Source organism: Flavobacterium sp. MDT1-60, from assembly GCF_014844035.1.
GTDB lineage: Bacteria > Bacteroidota > Bacteroidia > Flavobacteriales > Flavobacteriaceae > Flavobacterium.
Genome location: NZ_CP062159.1, coordinates 1,122,304 through 1,139,314, shown reverse-complemented (window position 1 = coordinate 1,139,314; position 17,011 = coordinate 1,122,304). Strand labels below are relative to the sequence as shown.

Sequence of the window (17,011 nt, the reverse complement as noted above, 5' to 3'; positions counted from 1 at the left end):
TAGAAAGGTTTCACTTATGTGAGGCCTTTTTTGTTTTTACCCTATTTAAATATTTAATGATAGTTTTTAAATCTTCAATTTCCAATTCATATTTCTTTATTATTTTTCTGTAAACGCTTAAGATTCGAAGCTCAGTTAATCGCTCAGGATCAATCAAACTCGCATATATTTCAGTTCCTAACTCTTTTTTAATTAATTCTTCAGGGACTATTTCAAACGCCTGACAGATTCGATTGAAATGGGCAGCCCAAGAAGCACTTTCTCCTCTCTCCATTCTTGCATATGCCGACTGAGAAATTTTTAAAATATCGGCTACTTCTTCTTGAGACATGTTTTTTGCTTTACGCAACATCTTTAAATTATTTCCTACAATTTTATTCATATTTAACATTTTTACAAATATAAAATAAGATTTAATTTACAATTATTCAGATTTAGGTTTTAAATAACCGATTTTCGACTAAGATTTTTTTCTCTTTCATTCTAATTTTGATATTAATAAAAATATTAACCAATAATCAAATTATTATGAAAAAATTAGAATTAAATCAGATGGCTGATTTACAAGCCTCAGGTTGTGGGTGGTCAGCAATTGGCTTAGGATTAACTTTTGCAGGAGCATTTTTAGTTACTGGCCCTATTGGTGCCGGTCTCTTTGCCGCATCCTTTATTCATGGGAGTATTGCTTTAGCGCAAGATTGTGGCACTGGTGGATCACGTCCCCGAGAAGAAGAAATGGATCGCTAATTTAACTTTAAAAATCCAAGTTTTAAAACAATTTAAATTTTAAAAGTAATCATAGTTCAAACTTTAAGAAATCTCTCTCGAATTCGAGAGAGATTTTTAACAACGAAAAATCTAATGAATTTTATAAAAAAAAACAGACGAACAATTCTAACCATAATTCTTTTTTTTGCGCTATTTATAATTGGCCAAAAAATTTATGAATTATTAAAGTATGGATTAGACCATACAATAAACATTTACATTCAATTATCCGGTCTTATCTCTTCAAGTCTATTAGCATTAGGCTGTTATTGGGAATTGTATATTGGTAAAATAAAAAAGAATAACACTAAGCACCAATAAAAATTTCAGCTTATTTCAATATTTTAAAACATTACTTCATCTTTTTGTCAAAGAAATGAAAGTCTATTAAAACACTCTATTTTTCAACTCTAAATTAATATTATGAAATCACCATTTCTAAAATGGTTAATACTCTCTATTATCTCAATTGTAATTACTGAAATTTTTAAAAAAGCAATACATTTTGATGATCTACTTTATAATTCGTTATCCGAACAACTTACCTCGCAACAAATAAAAAAAATTCTAGGATTACAAAAAAAATGGCAATGGGTTGCAAATGTGTTTATGCCTGTTTTCATTTTAATAAAAACCAGTATAATTGCTACCATACTTTATATTGGTTTATTTTTTTCTAATAAAGATTTAAAATTCAAAAACCTTTGGGATATTACATTAAAAGCAGAATTTATTTTTTTGATGATTCCTGTTTTCAAAATAGTTTGGTTTTATTTTTTTCAAACTGATTATACTTTAGAAGATATTCAAAATTTCTATCCTCTATCAGCTTTAAATATAGTTGGCTATAAGGGTCTAGAAACCTGGTTTATTTATCCGTTTCAAACTCTTAATCTTTTTGAACTCGCTTATATCATTTATTTAGGTTATCAAGTGGGACAACTCACTACAACCAATACAGATAATGGCCTTAAGATTGTCGCTTATAGTTATGTGCCTTCTTTATTACTCTGGGTAGTAACCATGATGTTTTTCACACTTAATTATTCATGAAAAAATCAATGAAAAAACATATAAAAACAATATTCATTATACTATTCATAAGTGTTCTTTCTTTTTTTGCCTATAAAATCGCATCCAAAATAAACCATAAAAAGAAGTTGCAGAGAACATTAAAACTATCCCTAAATTCTCTTATAAGAACACAAAAGGAGGTTTTTTTACAAATGAAAATCTAAAAAGAGGACACGCCACAATTTTTATTTATTTCAATACAGAATGTGAATATTGTAACGAAGAAGCTCAAATGATAAAGGAAAACATCACAAATCTCAAAGATGTAGAATTAATTTTCGTGTCATTTGAAAATCCTGACAAAATCAAAAAATTCGCTCAAAAAAAACAATTAAACATCTATGATTGTATTCATTTTTTATCTGACAGTAAAGTTACTTTCGCTTCTACTTTTGACATAAATAACTTACCATGCCTACTTCTTTATGACAAAAATCAAAACCTTATCGAACAAGTAAAAGGGCAAATGAAGATTGAAACTTTGATAAAAAAATGAATCTTGAATAAATCAACCATGAACCTAAAACATATCGAAAAAATACATGCACAACAACTAGATCAATCAGATTGTGGCGTTGCTTGTTTAATGAGCATCATAAAACTTTATCAAGGTAATAATACTATTGAAAAAATTCGTGAGCTAAGTGGTTCAAACAAACAAGGTACTTCACTGTTAGGTTTGTATCAGGCGGCAAACAAATTAGGCTTTACTGCAGAAGGCTGTGAAGCCGATATTCAAGTTCTTATAGACCATAAAAAACCCGTAATCTTACATGTTTTAATCGAAAAGCAACTTAATCATTATGTAGTTTGCTATGAGTATGACGGAACAAAAGGCTTCTTAATTGGGGACCCGGGAAAAGGGGTCTTTTATTTATCTAAAATGAATTAGAAAAAATTTGGGTCTCAAAAACCTGCCTCACCCTTGAACCAAATGAAACTTTTATTAAAGAAAAAAGAGAGAGAAATGCTCAAAGAACATGGTTTTTAGAATCCTGAGAGAAGATTATAACCTTTTATGGATTAGCATTTTACTAGGTATTTTTGTTGCCTGTTTAGGAATGGCGATGTCATTATTCTCCCAAAAACTAATTGATGACATTTTGCCATCTCACAATATCAAAAAATTAATTTCAGGTATTGGTCTGTTGACCATTTTATTATTGGCAAGAGTAGGATTTGCTGTTTTGAGAGGATTCTTTTTATTACAGCAATCTAAAGATTTTAACAACCGAATCAATAATCAATTTTTTGGTTCTCTTTTACATTTGCCAAAACCTTTTTTTGACACTAGGAAATTGGGGAATTAGTCGCTCGATTAAACGATACGCAACGTGTACAAAACGTTATAAAAACATTAACGAGTTCTTTGGTAATAGATGTTTTTGTTTCTATTATATCGCTGGGATTTCTGTTTAGCTATTCCTGGAAGTTAGGATTAATTTCATTGTTGAGTTTGCCTATTTATTTTTGCATCATCTACAGAAGCAATAAAAAAATAATCATTGCACAAAAAGAAGTGATGCAAAGCTATGCTTTTAACGAAAGTAATTACATCAATACCATTCAAGGAATTTCGACTATAAAAAATGATAATAAACAAGAAATTTTCAGCAAAACAAACAATCTGATTTTTGCCAATTTTCAAGAAAAAATATTCAATCTTGGAAAGATACACATAACACTTTCTTGGCAGTCAGGACTGGCCAGTATTGTCTTTCTAATTGGTATTTTAATTTATACATCAATACAGGTATTTAATAAAGGAATAAAAACGGGAGAATTAATTGCAATTTTGGGGATTACTGGTTCACTTTTACCATCGATTGCAAATTTAGCGTTGGTTGCAATTCCAATCAACGAAGCCAAAATTGCTTTTAACCGAATGTATGAATTCGCATCAATCGAAAAAGAGAAAAAAGAAGGGTCCGAAATTTCAGGAATTGAACAAATCTCCGTTCAAGATCTCTCTTTCCGTTTTGCAGGAAGAAGCGAGCTATTTCACAACATAAATATTGAAATCCAAAAAGGAAAATTTATTGCTATTGTTGGAGAAAGTGGTAGTGGAAAAAGTACCTTGGGACAAATATTGCAGCGCTTTTATCCATTTGAAAATGGAAATATAATTGTAAACAATCAATATCCGCTTCAAAGCATAGCTCTAAAAAGTTATAGAGACTTAATTGCGGTGATTCCACAAGAAATTACAATATTCAACGGAGATCTAATTTATAATATCCTTCTTGACGCAATTGATACACCAGAAAAAGTGATGCAATTTATTCAAGAATATGAATTTGACTATTATTTCGACCAATTACCACAAGGACTGGCAACTAATCTTGGCGAAGAAGGAATTAATTTAAGCGGAGGACAAAAACAAATTATAGCTTTGGCGAGAGCGTTATACAAAAAACCTCAATTTCTAATTCTAGACGAAGCTACCTCGGCAATGGACAGAAATACAGAAAACTTTACAATGAATTTATTTCAAAAAATAAAACCAAATTGCGCTATTTTGTTCATCTCTCATCGATTAAACAGATTAAAAAATACAGCGGATATGATCTACATTTTAGAAAATAAAACTGTATTAGTCTCTGGAAATCATTTTAAACTAATGGAAACCAACAATTTTTATAGCGACTATTGGAAAGAAAATTAAACCTTTAATTTACCTCGCCCTACTATTCTCAGTCTGCTCAATTTCTGATTTCTTGAAAGTTTGTTTTTTTGAATGCCCAAAACTATACGTTGCAATAAATCTAAAGTAGTTGGTTGTATAAGTTCTATGATAATATATTTGAGTTTGCCCGACATTATAATCTCCGGAAACCATGAAGTCATGAAAAATATCATTTGCAGTGAAATTCAGTTTTAGTGCCTCTTTAAAAAAATTTCTCTCAATTCCCAAGGTCACTGTTGATCGACTATTGTCGCTACGCAATCCGTAACTTTTATCGCCAAGATACCACGCAAGTAATTGAATTTTAAAAAGATTCGGAATCGAAAATGTATTATTGGAATACAAATATATTTGAGGTTTTACCGGTCCTGACACATATTCATAAACGTTATCAATAGCTTTTGTTAAATTCATACTTACGGTATTGGTCGAATTCCACCTTTTGATTGTAAATGATTTTGAAAGTGAGGTAAAAAAAGTATGTTCTTTTTCTAAATTTAAGGATCTCAAGATATAAGTATTGGGCGTATTACCTCTTAAAGCTGCTCCGGAAATAGGATCTGTTTTATAAGTATATCCTATTTTAAAATCAAACTTTTTATACATTGTTCCGATTTCAAAAGCGTGAATTTTTTCCGGAATCAAATTAGGATTTCCTTCGATAGTCGTAAATGGATCCTGATAAATAACATACGGGTTTAACGCCTGATATCTTGGTCTTGTAATTCTCGATACGTAAGAGGCATGCCCTTTTAAATCATCAGAAAAATCAAAATTAAGGAGTAAGTTTGGAAAAATATTACCGTAACTTTTACTGAATTTCTGAATTCCGTTTGCGTTTGTAAACAATTCATAAGTGGTCCATTCTCCTCGGGCGCCAACAGAAAAATTAACCTTTTCAACAATCGAATTTCCGTAATTAAAATACGCCGCACCAATTTTTTCTTTATACGAAAAATCACTGGAGAGTTCGTCATCCAAAACAAAATTCATTTCTTCAGGCCTTGCAATTAAAAAATCAGTTCCTGACGTTATGGTAGCGTAACTGTACTTCGCTCCTGTTTCGAGTTTTTTGTTTTCATTAATTTTTTTAGAATAATCGGCCTGTGCCATAATTATATTTATACCATTCGCAACATTATTCTTCAAATATCGCTCAGTATTTGTTTTATCAACCAAACTATTTTCATCAATAAAATCCTTTACAGTTCCGTTATAATTCGAATATTGAGTTCCGATAAATAAGGACGAACCTTTAACATCTGTAACAACATTATAATTTAAATTGATAAATTGATTGAGCAACACATCATTTTTAGCAATATCTGTAGCATAGAAATTAGTTCCGGAATTATCTTCTATTGAATTTCGGCTTTCGACAACTCCGCCCAAATCTTCAATATTACCACTATAAGCAAGTGAGATATAATTTTTTTCCGAAAAAGTGTATTGAACTCCAAATCCGAAATTAGAGTAATTATTAAACTGACGTTTCCAATCTGTGGTTAATTCTGATCGCATAAATTCGTCAGGGTTTGGCCGTGTTCTCGTCGTGTACAATAACTCTCTCCCTTTACCTAACTGCAAACCGTAATTGGTTATAAACGAAAATTTCCCTTCTGTATAATTAAAATCGAGAAGTGTATTCGTGCTCGTTCCGGCAAATTCTGAAACAGTTACTTGCTGAGTTGCCGTTCCCATAATTCCATTTTCAATATTTTTTTTGGTAATGATATTAATTACCGCTTTTCCCTCGGCATCATACTTTGCCGAAGGATTTGAAATTACTTCAATTTTCAAGATTTGCGAAACCGGGATTGCAGCAAACCTTTCGTAATTAATCAGTATTCCGTTAAGGTAAATTATTGCTTCTCCTTTTCCGAGTACACCAATTTGTCCTTCAGCAACAATCACATTTGGAACCCTGCCTAATAATTCATTTACAGAACTACTCGTCGAAAGCAATGTATTGGTCACATTTACTTCGATTGTTCCGTTTGAAGAATACTTTACTAATGACGTCTGTCTTTTAATGACAACCTCATTTAACTCATTATTCTTGTTGACAACCTTATCTGAAATAGCTTGTGCTGTCTGCGCATTTACTCCTGTAGCATACAAAAGCAGACTGTAAATAGAGAAGAGAACTAAAACCAGGAATCTCATAAACTTTGGCGATTTAAAATTTGACTTTATCTGAGACAAAAGTCAATCGTTAATCGCAAAATGAGGTAACCAAAAGAGAAATCAGGAGTACGAATTTATAAATTCACACTTCATTTTATGCTTGTAAAGCCTGAAGTTGATAATTTAGAGGCGTTGTTCCGGTATGTTTTTTAAAAGCAGCAAAAAAAGCTGATTTAGAATTAAAACCGACGTCATAACCTATGGATTCTAAAGTAAATTTATCACTTGATTTTATAATTTGACAGGCTTCGTTTACTCTGAACTCGTTGATAAAACTCGTGAAATTCTTCCCCAGATTATTATTTAAAAACTGAGAGAGTTGATGACTTGAAATATTTACTTCTTTAGCCAAATCCTGTAAAGTTAAATTAGAATTTTTAAACAGTTCTTTTTCAATCATTACATTTTCCAGTTTTTCTGATAAAATTGCTACTTCTGCCGAATCTATTTTCTTGCCGGAATACTTCTGATTATTCAAAAGAAACAAATCGTCTGTCTTTTTTCGGTATAAAAGAATCGAAATAATTAAGTACAGAATAAAAGAAAAAACTACTGCTCCGCTTATATAAGTTGCTCCCGGAGCTCCCATTATTGAAAGAAAATAAAAAAGAAATAATAAAAAATTCCCTAGAAAAAGCATTCCAAACCACGTTTCTGCCGGAGTTGCTTTCTGTTTTCTGCTTATGATTTTTGCTAATATATCTTTGATTGCAAAACCTGAAAAAACAATGTAAATAAGCCATTGCAAATAAATAATTCTTATAAAATAACCACCCCAAAGTTTTGGATAATATTCATACGGAAATACAACACCAATAGCAATAATAAGTATCGCCCAGAATAAAAGTGTGAGTTTCCAGGATTTTGGCATTATATTGATTTCTTCAATTGCCGATTTAAGGAAATAATACAAACAAGGACCAATAAAAAAACAAGCCGTAAGCCCAAATTGTAAATACATTTTTGGCAAAGCCGAATCAAAGTATACAAATACAGATTTCCCAATTCGTATACTTAATGCGAATAAAAGCGCTCCCAGGAAATAGTTGGTCAGGTATTTTTTCTTTGTAAAGAAGAAGAAATAAACTCCCAAAATAATTCCGTTGAAAACTCCCAAAGCACTAAAAAAGAATAAAAGTTCTTTGCCTGTATCCATGATTTAAGTTTATTTTATCAGGACAAAGCTAAAAAAAAGATTGACGTACGCTGAGAATAAAATTTCAAAATATTACTATCATAATTACAATTTCATCATTAATTGCTGTTATAGTCATTTTTATAAAATTTGCCAAATACGGCTGTAATCGTACTTATTAGCTAATAAAACTAAAATTTACGACCCCGTATTTCCCAATTATAAATACTACTTTTGGATTTTTAGAGTTAAAGTATTTATGTTGAAAAAATTACTATTTTTAACGTTTTTCATCTGGTTTTCTGGACTTCACGCTCAGGAAACAGAATCAGCGTACAAAACCAAAAAAGTAATTGCAACCCGCGACACTATTCACCTGGAAGAATTCAGCATCAACTCCAGTTTTTTTCAGCTTTTAAATACCAAAAATGAACCTGTTGATTCAACCTTTTATAAAATCGATTTCCAAAAAGGAACTTTGCTTTTAAATGAAAAATTCACTTCAGGCTCTGACACCTTAATTGTCAATTATCTAAAATACCCAGATTTTCTAACTAAAGAATATGGCCTTTATAAAGAAAGCCAGGTGGTGAGTAATGATGTTGGTACTGAGAAATTATATAAGATAGAAAATCAAAACACAAAAAAAGTTACGCCATTTGATGGTTTAAACACTTCAGGAAGTATTACGCGCGGTGTCACAGTTGGTAATAATCAAAATACCGTTTTAAACTCAAATCTCGATCTTCAGATTACCGGTAAAATATCGGATAAAGTTAGTTTGAGAGCCTCACTACAGGATAGTAATATTCCGTTGCAGGATGGTGGATATTCTCAAAAACTAGATCAGTTCGATAATATTTTTATGGAACTTTTTAGCGATGACTGGAACATTCGCGCAGGTGATATTTTTTTAGAAAACAGAAAAACTCAATTTTTAAGTTTCAACAAAAAGGTTCAGGGACTTTCAACCAGTTTTAATTTTGGCACTGACGAAAGCAAGACCAACGTTTTTGCATCGGTTGCTTTTGTAAAAGGGCAATATGCGAAAAGTACTTTTACCGGTCAGGAAGGCAATCAGGGACCATACAAACTAAAAGGACAAAATGGTGAATTGTATGTTTTGGTTATTTCGGGTTCTGAGCGTGTTTATGTCAATGGAGTTTTACTGAAACGTGGTGAAAACAACGATTATGTGATTGATTACAATGCCGGTGAAATTGTGTTTACCTCTCTTTTTACGATTACTTCTGAAATGAGAATTAACGTCGAATATCAATATTCAGAACGAAATTACAATCGATTAGTAACCTACGCCGGCGCCACTCATGAAAGCAAAAACTGGAGCTTTGGCGGTTATTTATATTCTGAAAACGATTTAAAAAATCAGCCTTTACAGCAAAATCTTTCGACAGATCAGGTACAGGTTTTAAGCCAGGCCGGAGATGACCCCACATTAATGACTGCGCCATCTGCTTACGTGGACAAATATGCCGACAACAAAATTCTGTATAAAAAAACGATTCTTAATTCGATTGAAGTTTATGAATATTCAAACGATCCCAATGAAGTTTTGTACAATGTAAAATTTAGTCTTGTAGGGAATAATCTAGGGAATTACATTATTCAAAACAGTAATACCGTAGAACGAATTTTCGAATATATTGCTCCTGTAAATGGGATTTCGCAAGGAAATTATGAACCCATCGTTCAATTGGTTGCACCCATAAAAATTCAGGTTGCCACTTTTTTAGGAAAATACAATCCTGATGAAAAAACGGCTGTTGATTTTGAAATTGCCATGAGCAGCAATGATAAAAATTTGTTTTCGAATATTGATGATGCCAATAATGACGGAATTGCTTTGAAAACCAATATCAAAAAACGTCTTTTTACCCGCAGCTGGACTTTAGACGGATTTGTCAATTATCAATTTGTGCAGGAAGATTTCAGGTCTGTAGAGCGTTTGTATAATATTGAATTTAACCGGGACTGGAACTTAAATACCACGCTTTTTGGCAATCAAAGTCTTTTGGTTACAGGTTTAAATTTTAATTTGTTTGCTAAAAAGAAAACATCAAATATTGGTTTGTTTACCTATCAATTTGAGAAATTAGATTATACCGAAAGTTACTCGGGAGCGCGACATACTACAACTGCCTTTTTCAAATTAAAAAAATGGACGATTGAAAATCAGGGTAGTTTTTTAAATAGTGACGCTATAACTTCGACTTCGAAATTTATTCGAAATCAGGCACGAACCAAATATCATTTTGGAAAAAACTGGATTGGGGCGAGTTTTCAAATAGAAGACAATCAGGAAAAAGATAAAGTCACCAATCAGTTTTCGGCTTTGAGCCAGAGATTTTCAGAATATGGCGCTTTTATAGGACGCGGCGACAGCACAAAAGTTTTCGTCGAACTAGGTTTTTTACAACGCCGTAATGACAGTTTACAAAATGGATTATTACAACATGTAAACAATTCGCAAACCTACTTTTTACGATCAAAATTGATTCAGAACAAAAAAACAGATCTAGCTGTTTATGCAAGTTACAGAACTTTAGATTTTACAGACACTACGAGAAAAAATGAACCTTCATTAAATTCCAGAATTCTGTACAACGATCGTTTTTTCAATCAGTTAATGCAACTTGGAACCGCTTACGAAACAAGTTCAGGAACTATTGCCCAACAGGAATTTACTTATATTGAAGTTCCAACGGGTCAGGGTGTTTATATCTGGAATGATTATAACGGTAACGGAATTCAGGAATTGGAAGAATTTGAAATTGCCCAATATTCAGATCAGGCCAGATTTATCAGGATCTTTTTACCAAATCAGATTTATATTAAAACCAATCAAAATAAGTTTTCACAATCTGTTGCTCTGAATCCGTTGCAATGGCAAAATGAAAAAGGTTTTAAAAAGTTTGCTTCTTATTTTTACAATCAGACGTCCTTTATAATGGATCGAAAAGTAAAAAGTAATGGCAAACGTTTAGAGCTTAATCCGTTTGCTTCCTCTGAAGAAAATATTTTGGGATTAAATTCGAGTTTCAGGAATAGTTTATTCTATAATCGGGGAAAACAGAAACATTCGATTACCTATTCTTATCTTGTCAATAAAGGAAAAAATTTGCTTTCGGTAGGTTCACAAACGGTTAAAAACAATTCGCATCAATTACAGTACACCCATTTGTATCAAAAAAGCTGGTTGTTTAATTTCTTTACTAAAACCATTAAAACCGATCTGGTTTCGGAAGATTTTGTGGAGAAAAATTATGATCTAAAAGGCTATCAAATTGCGCCAAAAATCAGTTATTTATTTTCAAAGAATACCAGCTTAGACTTCTTTTATGAATTTCAGAACAAGGAAAATCAAATTGGAAATTTAGAAACTTTGCATCAAAACCGACTTGGAACATCATTTTCTTATGCCGGTGAAAAAAAGTCACACTAAACGGAGAGTTTTCTTTCTATGAAAATAAATTTGACGGGAATGAATTCTCCTCTGTCGGCTTTCAGATGCTGGAAGGACTTCAGGCTGGACAAAACTTAGTCTGGAAATTGCTCTTGCAGAAAAATATCACGCAGTTTCTAGATGTGAATTTGAATTATCAAGGGCGTAAAAGTGAGACCGGCGCAACTGTTCACACAGGAAACGTTCAGTTACGTGCTTATTTTTAACACTTTACAAAAACGTATAGATAAATTGTTTAATTTTAATTGAAATTTAAACTCTTAACCTCATGAAAAAATTATTTTTACTTTGTTTTCTAGTAGTTTTATCGGGTAATTTTTATGCTCAGGAAACTGCAACAACGACTAAAGCCAAAAGCGAAGCGACGGCTAAAAAGGAAAAAGCAACAGCTGATAAAGCTGCGGCAGATGCAAAAAAAGAATCAGCAAAAGCGAAAAAGTCAGCAGATGATGCAACTGCAGCAGCATCAAAAGCTAAAAAAGAATCCGCAAGCGCAACTAAAAAATCTGTAGATAAAGAAGCTGCCAAAGCAAAAAAATCAGCAGATGACGCTACTACAGCTGCATCAAAAGCGAAAAAAGAATCTGCAAGCGCAGCTAAAAAAACAGCAGACAAGGAAGCTGCAAAGGCAAAAACAAGTGCTGATAAAGCAAAAAGTAGTGCTGACAAAGCCAAAACTAGCGCTGACAAAGTTAAAAAAGATGCAACTGCTACTAAAAAAAGCGCTACTAAAACGTTAAAAGAAACTAACGAAAAAGCACCTTCAGTTCCGGACAAAGTTACAGGGGAATACAATGGCAAAAAAGTATATACAGGGCCGAGAGGTGGTAAATACTACATTAATAAAAACGGAAACAAAACTTATATTCAGGAATAAAAACCATTTTACAGATATAGAAAAGGAACTAATAAATTTAGTTCCTTTTTTTATTTGCAATATCAAAAACAAAATCAGCAGTTAACATACAATTAACCTTACATTTTAATTTCCCTTCTTTTTTCTATAAAAACGTAGCAAAATATAGTCTACAGAGTTAATAATTTAGTAATGTGTCCGAAATAGCATAGAAAACATATTTCTTTATCTTCGTTTTTAAAAAGCGTTAAACTATGAGCATTGACTATTCTGCGAACAAAACAATATTAGTTGCTCCATTAAACTGGGGGTTAGGCCATGCCACAAGATGTATCCCAATCATTAAAGCGCTTCAAGAGAATAATTTTATTCCGATTATAGCTTCTGATGGAGTTGCACTTGCTTTGCTTAGAAAAGAATTTCCTTACATACAAACTTTAGAATTACCATCTTATCATATTGAATATGCAAAAAATGGTAAAAACTTTAAATGGAAACTGATTAAGAATTTGCCCAAAATGATTACCGCTATTTTGGACGAGAAAAAAATAGTGAATTCCTGGATTAAAAAACATGGAATTGACGGTATCATTTCAGACAATAGATTAGGAGTTTTTAGCCGAAAAATTCCATCTGTTTTTATGACACATCAATTGAATGTGATGACAGGAAACACGACGTGGTTTACTAGTAAATATCATCAGCATATCATTAAAAAATATACGGAATGCTGGGTTCCTGATACCAATGAAGCAACCAATCTTACAGGTGATTTAGGACATTTAAAAACCAATCATCTTAATTTAAAATATATTGGTCCATTAAGTAGAATGCGTCGAAAAGATACGCCAAAAGTATATGACTTAATGATTATTTTGTCAGGGCCGGAACCTCAACGAACTTATCTGGATGAGAAATTGCAAAAGGAAATTGTAAACTTTAATGGCAAAGTAGTTTTTGTGCAAGGAGTTGTAGAGAAAACACAAACCAAATGGCAAGCCGGAAATGTGACGTATTATAATTTCATGAACTCAAAACAACTGGAACAAACTTTCAATGAAAGTGAATTTGTTTTATGCCGTTCTGGATATACAACCGTAATGGATTTGGCTAAATTGGGCAAAAAAGCGTTTTTTATACCAACTCCAGGACAATATGAACAAGAATATCTGGCGATAAAACTTCAGGAAGAAAATTTAGTACCATATGCAATGCAAGACGACTTTACCATTGAAGATCTCTCCAAAGTAAAGTCGTTTAAAGGTTTGTCTCAATTTAATAATGAAATCGATTGGGACAAGTTATTTTCTGTTTTTGAAGATTAATTTTAGAAATTAAACTGTGCTTGTAATCGCAAAACATTTCCTTGTTGCCTGTTTATTGGAAGCGCACTGTCTTCGAAAGTACGATCTGCAATTACATATTCAGCAGTAAGTTCTAATGCACTAATTGGCTGCCATTCTACACCGAACTCGTAATCTCTTACGACATAACTTCTGGCATCTTTTTCATATTTTTTTCCTCCGTCATAATACTGAAATTTGGCAAAAGGATAAATATACTGTTTTTTCAAATCCCATTTGTAATTTAACAAAACGTAACCACCGTTTAGATCAGTTTCATCAATAGTTTTAGTAAGTGTATTATAACGAGGTCCTTTACCAATATTATATTCTGTCTGGATTCCGAAAGGTCTTGGATATAAAACAAAAGTGGCACCAATTCTTTGATCTTTTACATATTGCGGATCATTAACAATAACCCCTGATGAAACTTCACCGGTAAAAGCCCACTTTCCTGTGTATGCCTGAATTCCAGGTTCAATAATCTGGCTTCCGATAACAAACGGATAAGTTACTCTTGTTACCACATTCAAATCTCTGTTTCCGTCTATTTTATTTGCAATCTGCCCATTATAAACTCCAAAAGCAAAGACACCAAAATCACCCGAACCTTTGTAACCGTCTTTAACCAACATGGCAAAACGTTCTCTGATTTCGGCTGGTGCCCAATAAAAGAATATACCCAAATCACGTTCATTTGCTATTGAACTGTTTATAGCATCAGCGCGGTCTAGAGTTAAACGTTGAGAACTTGACTGCATATTTTCGAAACCATACGGAATCTTACTTTGACCTACACGAACGCGATATTCCTTTTTCTTATCAAAAGAAAGATCAAAGTATAAGTCCCGAATCTGAACGAAGTTTTGAATTCCGGTTACCGGTGAACTGGCAAAATCAGGCTGAAAATAGAAAAACACATTTGGATGAACCTGACCAGAAAACACTAAACGTGCACGACGAATAAAAAGTCCGTTGTTTGCTTTTGCATTCGGAGCCGTAGAAGTTGTCCCCCATGATTTATCACATTGTTCGCAGGAAACTTTATCATTTGTAGATAATAAACCATTGTATCTGATTTGCGCATAACCTCTTAACGAGATTCTGTCGTACCAGTGTTCATCATTACTAACTCCCGATTTCGTATCTGGTAGTTTTGCTTTATTGATAGAATCCAGAAGGCGAACTACTTCTTTTTTTACGTCTTCTTTACTTAGTTCTTGCGCACTTAATACACAACTACACAGCAGCAAAATTGCCAATAATTTTATTCTCATTATTTCTTTTTTCTTTGACACTCAATTTCGGGTGCAAAGATGTAACCACCTATGTTAAGAAATCATTAACAATATGTTACCATTATAAGAATATTTGTTTCGAAATAGTTAGGTAATTATTATTGAGTTCAGCACATTTTATTCCATAGCACTTTAAAATAATTGAACTTACAATTAATTAACCTCAGCTTTTATTGTTTTATGTGCTTTTTCGAGTGTAAAAGAGAATTCAGAACCAATTCCAAATTCGCTTTCTACATAAACTTTTTCTTTATGCGCTTCAATAATATGTTTTACAATAGCCAAACCTAAACCAGAACCACCTTCTGATCGGGTTCCGCTTTTGTCCACTCTGTAAAAACGCTCAAAAAGTCTTGTAATATTTTGTTTTTCAACACCTTCACCGTTATCACTAATACGAATTAATACTTTTTTCTTGGTTAAATTTACAACGCCAACTTCTGTTAAGCCGCCATCTTTTCCGTATTTAATAGAGTTTACAATCAGATTTTCCAAAACTTGCTGAATTCTGTCCTGATCTCCGCGAATAATAACCGATTTTACATTTCGGCTTTCAAAGGCCAATTTGATTTTCTTTTTGTCCGCTTTCATTTCTAATAAATCGAAAACATTCTGAATCAGCTCCACAATATCAAAATCGGTCATATTCAAATCCAGATCACCAGATTCCAGTTTGGTAATCATATCTAAATCTTCGACTATATATATAAGACGCTCTACTCCTTTTTCGGCACGTTTTAAATATTTTTTCGGATGTTTTTATCATCCATCGCACCATCCAATAAAGTGGAAACATAACCCTGAACGGTAAACAAAGGCGTTTTAAGTTCGTGCGAAACATTTCCTAAAAACTCTCTTCGATATTGTTCACGAATTTCGAGCATTTCGATTTCGAGTTTTTTATCTGTAGCAAACTTTTTCACTTCTCGTGAAAGCGTTTCCATATCGGTAGTAATCGGCTGATTGATCAATGTGGTTGATTCTAACAGAGAAACCTCATCGTAGATTTTTTTTACTCTTCTATAGATAAAGCGTTCTACACGATATTGCAAAACCAAAAAAGAGAAAATATAAATTGATATAATAAAAATTATTCCAAAAGCGATTTGATGATTCAACTGACCTTTATAAAAGAGAGACATCAAAATAAGTACAAAGCCTGTCCCAAAAAGACTTATGTATAGCGCCGATTTTACAGCAAATTTGTATGTTTTTTTAAAATTAATTTTCATTGAAATTATTTAACCATTAAGAGATTAAGAAAAATTAAGTTTTCGCTTTGAGTTAATATGTTTCTAACATTAGAAGTCGAAACAAAGTTAACTTAAAAACCATATAAGAAATTAAAGATAATAATAGCTTTAATTTTTTATATGGTTTAGTTTTTTATACTTTAAATCGAATCAGTTTAAAATCTTAACTAAAATTCGCTAATCAACTAAAATACCAGAATCTTAGAGTCTTAGTATCTTAAGCAACTTAGAATCTTAAAAAAATTAAACTTCAAATTTGTATCCTACTCCTTTTATTGTTTTAAAAAGATCTTCTCCAATCTTTTCACGTAGTTTTCTGATGTGAACATCTATTGTTCTACCTCCTACAACCACTTCGTTACCCCAAACTTTATCAAGGATTTCGTCTCTTTTAAAAACTTTTCCTGGTTTTGAAGCTAATAAGTAAAACAATTCGAATTCTTTTCTTGGCAAAGCAATTTCGACATTGCCTTTAATGATCTTATATTCTTCACGGTTAATCTCGATACCGCCAACGTTTAAGGTATCGCTAACCACTTCTTGTTCTTTTAACCTTCTTAACAAAGCCTTTACTTTGCTGACCAATAATTTTGGTTTTATTGGTTTTGTAATGTAGTCATCTGCACCTGCATCAAAACCAGCAACTTGCGAATAATCTTCACTTCTCGCTGTTAAAAATGTTATGATAACATTATTTAATTCAGGAATTTTTCTGATGTGTTCACAGGCTTCCATTCCATCCATTTCAGCCATCATCACATCCATAATAATTAAGTCCGGCAATTCTTTTTGAGCTTTTGCGATGGCATCTTTTCCATTTGAAGCTGTTACAATTTGGTAGCCTTCCTGAGCAAGGTTATAGCCTACAATTTCCAGGATATCCGGTTCATCGTCAACTAATAAGATCTTGGTTTGTGTTTTTTTCAT

12 protein-coding genes and 3 pseudogenes are annotated in these 17,011 nt (G+C 32.3%); 9 read left to right on the top strand and 6 right to left on the bottom strand.

What is annotated here, in order from left to right; all coding sequences use genetic code 11:
* Positions 1-10: 10 nt before the first annotated feature.
* The gene (locus tag IHE43_RS04735) at positions 11-382 is read right to left on the bottom strand and encodes a helix-turn-helix domain-containing protein (RefSeq protein ID WP_192186916.1); all 372 of its coding nucleotides are present in this window, start codon (positions 380-382) and stop codon (positions 11-13) included.
* 146 nt (positions 383-528) lie between these two features.
* Between IHE43_RS04735 and IHE43_RS04730 the strand changes: the two genes are divergently transcribed.
* The 6 genes and pseudogenes from IHE43_RS04730 (at position 529) to IHE43_RS24005 (ending at position 4,507) form a co-directional block, all read left to right on the top strand.
* Positions 529-747: a hypothetical protein gene (locus tag IHE43_RS04730; protein ID WP_192186915.1), complete on the top strand. Its 219-nt coding sequence runs from the start codon at positions 529-531 to the stop codon at positions 745-747.
* 444 nt (positions 748-1,191) lie between these two features.
* Positions 1,192-1,821: a hypothetical protein gene (locus IHE43_RS04725; protein WP_192186914.1), complete on the top strand. Its 630-nt coding sequence runs from the start codon at positions 1,192-1,194 to the stop codon at positions 1,819-1,821.
* Between the two features lie 118 nt (positions 1,822-1,939).
* Positions 1,940-2,338, top strand: coding sequence for a peroxiredoxin (locus IHE43_RS24015; protein ID WP_192188158.1), 399 nt, complete (start codon positions 1,940-1,942; stop codon positions 2,336-2,338).
* A gap of 3 nt (positions 2,339-2,341) precedes the next feature.
* Complete coding sequence (locus IHE43_RS23460; protein ID WP_225585379.1) at positions 2,342-2,734, top strand: cysteine peptidase family C39 domain-containing protein; 393 nt, start codon at positions 2,342-2,344, stop codon at positions 2,732-2,734.
* 88 nt (positions 2,735-2,822) lie between these two features.
* Positions 2,823-3,586: pseudogene (locus IHE43_RS24010) on the top strand (ABC transporter transmembrane domain-containing protein); the annotation flags it as partial.
* A gap of 141 nt (positions 3,587-3,727) precedes the next feature.
* Positions 3,728-4,507, top strand: a complete 780-nt coding sequence (locus IHE43_RS24005; RefSeq protein ID WP_225585489.1) for an ATP-binding cassette domain-containing protein — start codon at positions 3,728-3,730, stop codon at positions 4,505-4,507.
* Between the two features lie 9 nt (positions 4,508-4,516).
* Here IHE43_RS24005 and IHE43_RS04710 read toward each other — a convergent pair whose 3' ends face one another.
* A complete protein-coding gene (locus IHE43_RS04710) occupies positions 4,517-6,694 on the bottom strand; it encodes a TonB-dependent receptor domain-containing protein (RefSeq protein WP_192186913.1) in 2,178 nt (725 codons plus the stop codon).
* A gap of 115 nt (positions 6,695-6,809) precedes the next feature.
* Entirely contained in the window at positions 6,810-7,871 is a 1,062-nt protein-coding gene (locus IHE43_RS04705; RefSeq protein WP_192186912.1) for an AraC family transcriptional regulator, read from the bottom strand.
* A 238-nt stretch (positions 7,872-8,109) separates the two neighbouring features.
* Here IHE43_RS04705 and IHE43_RS04700 point away from each other — a divergent pair.
* The 3 genes and pseudogenes from IHE43_RS04700 to IHE43_RS04690 all read left to right on the top strand — a co-directional run bounded on the left by IHE43_RS04700 (position 8,110) and on the right by IHE43_RS04690 (position 13,515).
* Positions 8,110-11,540 (top strand): annotated as a pseudogene (locus IHE43_RS04700) (hypothetical protein).
* A gap of 62 nt (positions 11,541-11,602) precedes the next feature.
* Positions 11,603-12,211 (top strand): hypothetical protein, encoded by a 609-nt coding sequence (locus IHE43_RS04695; RefSeq protein WP_192186911.1) that lies wholly within the window; start codon positions 11,603-11,605, stop codon positions 12,209-12,211.
* A gap of 233 nt (positions 12,212-12,444) precedes the next feature.
* Positions 12,445-13,515 (top strand): glycosyltransferase, encoded by a 1,071-nt coding sequence (locus IHE43_RS04690; protein WP_192186910.1) that lies wholly within the window; start codon positions 12,445-12,447, stop codon positions 13,513-13,515.
* 2 nt (positions 13,516-13,517) lie between these two features.
* Here IHE43_RS04690 and IHE43_RS04685 read toward each other — a convergent pair whose 3' ends face one another.
* The 3 genes and pseudogenes from IHE43_RS04685 to IHE43_RS04675 all read right to left on the bottom strand — a co-directional run bounded on the left by IHE43_RS04685 (position 13,518) and on the right by IHE43_RS04675 (position 17,011).
* Positions 13,518-14,810, bottom strand: a complete 1,293-nt coding sequence (locus IHE43_RS04685; RefSeq protein ID WP_225585378.1) for a porin — start codon at positions 14,808-14,810, stop codon at positions 13,518-13,520.
* 174 nt (positions 14,811-14,984) lie between these two features.
* Positions 14,985-16,063 (bottom strand): annotated as a pseudogene (locus IHE43_RS04680) (sensor histidine kinase).
* A gap of 264 nt (positions 16,064-16,327) precedes the next feature.
* Positions 16,328-17,011, bottom strand: a complete 684-nt coding sequence (locus tag IHE43_RS04675) for a response regulator transcription factor (RefSeq protein WP_026983516.1) — start codon at positions 17,009-17,011, stop codon at positions 16,328-16,330.